Origin of the sequence: Clostridium thermobutyricum DSM 4928, assembly GCF_002050515.1 — a bacterium.
GTDB lineage: Bacteria > Bacillota > Clostridia > Clostridiales > Clostridiaceae > Clostridium > Clostridium thermobutyricum.
Map to the genome: position 1 here is coordinate 1 of NZ_LTAY01000089.1, position 4,015 is coordinate 4,015.

At 26.6% G+C, this 4,015-nt stretch carries 3 protein-coding genes; 2 read left to right on the forward strand and 1 reads right to left on the reverse strand.

The features are described 5' to 3' along the window. Window positions 1–337: 337 nt before the first annotated feature. On the forward strand, window positions 338–1,249 hold the full coding sequence (locus CLTHE_RS14305; RefSeq protein WP_080024045.1) for a site-specific integrase: 912 nt from the start codon (window positions 338–340) through the stop codon (window positions 1,247–1,249). Beyond that, the gene (locus tag CLTHE_RS14310; protein WP_080024046.1) at window positions 1,250–2,050 is read left to right on the forward strand and encodes a hypothetical protein; all 801 of its coding nucleotides are present in this window, start codon (window positions 1,250–1,252) and stop codon (window positions 2,048–2,050) included. Window positions 2,051–2,353: 303 nt separating this feature from the next. Here the strand turns inward: CLTHE_RS14310 and CLTHE_RS14315 are convergent, their stop codons facing one another. Then, a complete protein-coding gene (locus CLTHE_RS14315; RefSeq protein WP_080024047.1) occupies window positions 2,354–2,938 on the reverse strand; it encodes a hypothetical protein in 585 nt (194 codons plus the stop codon). Window positions 2,939–4,015 lie beyond the last annotated feature (1,077 nt).

Consider the following 4,015-nt stretch of genomic DNA (forward strand, 5'->3'; position numbering starts at 1 on the left):
AGGTTGAGCTAAATTATAGTTTTAACTGATTAAATTAGTAGCTGAAATCTATCGAATAAGTAACCTTTTGTGAAACGATAGAGCTAGTTTAATACTTATCTTAAAATGCACTAGTAATCTGTTTGAACGTGTTCTGAATCCTTGTTAGTAATCTATTTGAAAGCAAAGTTTTAGGGTGATAAGAATTTTTTATGAGTTATGACTATTGCCTGTCATAACTAAAATAAAATAAATTGGCTACGTTGAACTTGAACGAAAATGAATATCACAGAAAAGAAACGTTAATTTATAGAGTTAACGTTATTTAGCATATAAAAAAATAATTAGGAGAGTTAGAATGGCTAGAAATAGGGTTAAAATAGGGTCGCTTACTAAGCAAATACAGGATAATTTTGATAGTAAATTAGCTATTGGAGAGTCTAAATATAAAGCTAAAAAAGATGGAACTTTTAAAGATAAAATTTATTCTTGGCAGACATATAAAACATATATGAAACAGGCTAATGAATTCGCTAAGTACTGTAAGGAGAATTATAAATGCAGAACTCTAGATGAATGTAGAAAGTATGTTAATGAGTGGCTTCAAAAGGGTATAGATAGAGGACTTTCAGCATATACACAGAAATTAAATGCTTGTTCTTTAGCTAAATTATATAGTTGTTCTAGTAGTGATTTCGGCGTGAAAACAGATGTAAGACATAGGGTAAATATAACTAGGAGCAGAGGGGAAAAGGTTAGAGATAAGCATTTTTCAGAAGATAGAAATAAAGAGTTAGTTGAATTCTGTAAATCAACTGGATTAAGGAGAGAGGAGTTAAAATGTCTTACAGGAGATAAATTAATACATGAAGATGGAGTTTATAAAATTGTTGTAGACAGAGGTTCGAAGGGTGGCAGACCTAGAAAAGCACCTGTGATTGGGAATATTGATTTAGTAGTAAATCTAATGAGAAATGCAGGTCATAATAAAGTCTTTGAAAAAGTTAAAAGTGGAGCAGATATACATTCTTATCGCTCTGAGTATGCTACAAGCCTTTATAAGAGTTTAGCTAGACCTATTGAGAGTATTCCTTATGATAAAGTTAATAAAGGAACAGGAAGGGCGTATCAAAGCGAGGTTTATGTCTGTAGAGCTGACTTAAAGGGTGTTAAATTTGATAAAGTTGCAATGCTAGAAGTTAGTAGAGCATTAGGTCATAATAGAATTTCAGTTATTGCAGAGCATTATTTAAGGGAGAGTGGAGATTAAATGGATAGAGTTAATAAAAGCCTTCTAGGATATAAAATTGATGAAAATGGAGTTTATGTAGTCTTGAATAATGATGAGTATGAGGAGTTTAAGTATAAATTAGATGAATTGGAAGAGAAATGTCTTAAATACGAACGAGAGTTAAGACAAAAACTAGAAATAATTGAGAGAAGAAATAGGGAAATTCAATTAAAAACTGAAGAAATAAACAAGTTAAAAAATTCAGATTTGAATTCAGAAATTGAAAAGTTAAAATCTGAAAAATTAGAAATTTTAACTAAAGCTAAGAAAAATCTAGAGTTAGGAAAAAATTTTCAAGAAAAATTAAAAGTAGAAAAATTAAAAAATGAAAATTTATTTAGGATTATGAAAGAGAGATCCAATGCTCAAAGAGGATTGAAGCCTAAAAAAACTAGATTTGGATATATTGCATTAGATAATAAAAAAGTAAATTATAAAATAAAATATAAGAATTTTAATAAATTTAAATATAAAAATATTGAGGCTTATAAAATCAGATTACAGACACCATATATATCATCAGCTTTAGACATTTATGATGCTAGAGATAAAATTATAAATGATATATGTTATGTAGGTGTTGGAAGTGAATTACCAATCGACGGAATATTTTATAAAGATGAATATTCATTAGATGAATTTGATGATAGTGTTACATCTAAAAAAGAAGAATCTATTTGCTTTGATTTAAAATTTATAGCTAATTATAAATCAGGATTTTGGGAAGTAGATGTTTATACCAATCGCTTTATAAATGTTTCAGATGAGTTTATTTTATAGATTATGATATAATTTAATTAGGTGTCTATACTTACAGTTAGTCAAGGAGGAACGCAACAAAGTGAGTAATTCCTTGACTAAAAATAAATAATAAATACTAGAGCAACGAAGTTGCATTCATTTAAGAATGCGACTTCTTGTCTATTTTAAGTTATAAATTAACTTTGACTATTTTTAAATATAGCAGCTATAATATAACTTATAGTATAATTAATAAAAAAAGCTACCTGCAAGTAGCTTTCAAAACATTTATTTTGGTTAAAATCTTTAGAGCTTTTCTAAAGATTTTTTTATTTATGTTATTTACGAAATTGACTTTATAATCTCTCCAGTAGATATATTGACTATATCTCCATCCTCATTTTCTATATATCCATCTAGTAATTTTCCATTACTATCTCTTACATCAAATTCTAGATGAGGTATAAATTCACCAGAATTAAAATCAATAGTAGCACGTATTTTTTTTATATCAGACCAATTTCCTTTCCCAAAAAAATATGGATTAAGAATATAAGCACCTCTACCTTTTCTTAAAATAATTTGATTTTTAAATAAATTATCAATAGCTTTCTCAACCATTTTTATACTTTTATATCCAAGGTTATTTCGTATTTGTTCCTTAGTAAATTTATTTAAAAAAATCATCATGCCGCCATTTTGATTATCAGCATAAGTTGATAATTTACAAATTTCAAATAAAATTGGAGACATTTTAATACTAACATCCTTATGAACTAAGACATGGTCTAAATAAAGTTTTATAAAATCAGGTTCTTCTCTTGGAATATATTGTTCGGTAGTTATATTAAGTTGAGTTATGTTACCACTTAAATCTGAAGTATAATTTGTAGTTTCTCTAATTAATTTTTTACCTTTAAAACTCATAAAAAAACTTCCTTTCATGTAATTTCAAATTAATTTTATCATATATTTACAACTTATACTACTAAAAATTAGTATAAAATAAAATAGGAAAAAATTTTATATACTAATTTTTAGTAGTATATCATCACTACTTTTGGGGGGTAACATCCCCACTTTTGGGGGGTAACATCCCCACTTTTGGGGGGTAAGGAATTCTGAAAAGCATTGAAAATACTAGTTTTTTTAAAAAATTCCCTTCTTATTCTTTTAATAGGGTTTTTTATTTATTTTTAATGAGAAATAAAATAAATAAATTTTCTTAAATAAAAAGCGAGGCGTCGAGCCTCTGGCTTTTTATTGAGGCACATCCTCAAACTCCTAGCACGTTCGTACCTCACTCCTGTCTGCGACGCCTGTTTAATTAGATTTTACTGGAGGGGGCGGGGAGAAAACCCCCAACCCCTACCCCCTATTAAATTTTAAAATTTATTTTAGTTGGCTGAGAAAAAATTTTTAGAGAAAGAAAAAATATTCCCATAAATTTACAATTAAACTTTAGATTTTAGGATAAACTTAAAAAAAATAAATAAAAAAACCCTTTAAACCCTTTTTAAAATGGAGCGTAGCGAGATTTTAAAAAGGGTTTAAAAAAAGAAAAAGAATTACATTCTTTTTTTTGCTTTGCAAAAGCAAAAAAAAAGATATAGTAATTTTAAATTACTATATCTTTTTTTATTTATTTTAATTTTAAATAATATATGATAACCCAATAAATTGGAATTAGATTTATTGAGTTTAGGAGCTATATTGTAAACAATATTTTTTATTATATCTTTAAGTCAATTATATCATAAATACATAACGGTTATATATATATTTTGATTAAAAATGTATATATAAACGGATATGTTGACATTATATCTCTTTATATTTAGAATATAATTATATTTTATTTTTATATTTTTATAGCTAGGTTGAGCTAAATTATAGTTTTAACTGATTAAATTAGTAGCTGAAATCTATCGAATAAGTAACCTTTTGTGAAACGATAGAGCTAGTTTAATACTTATCTTAAAATGCACTAGTAATCTGTTTGAA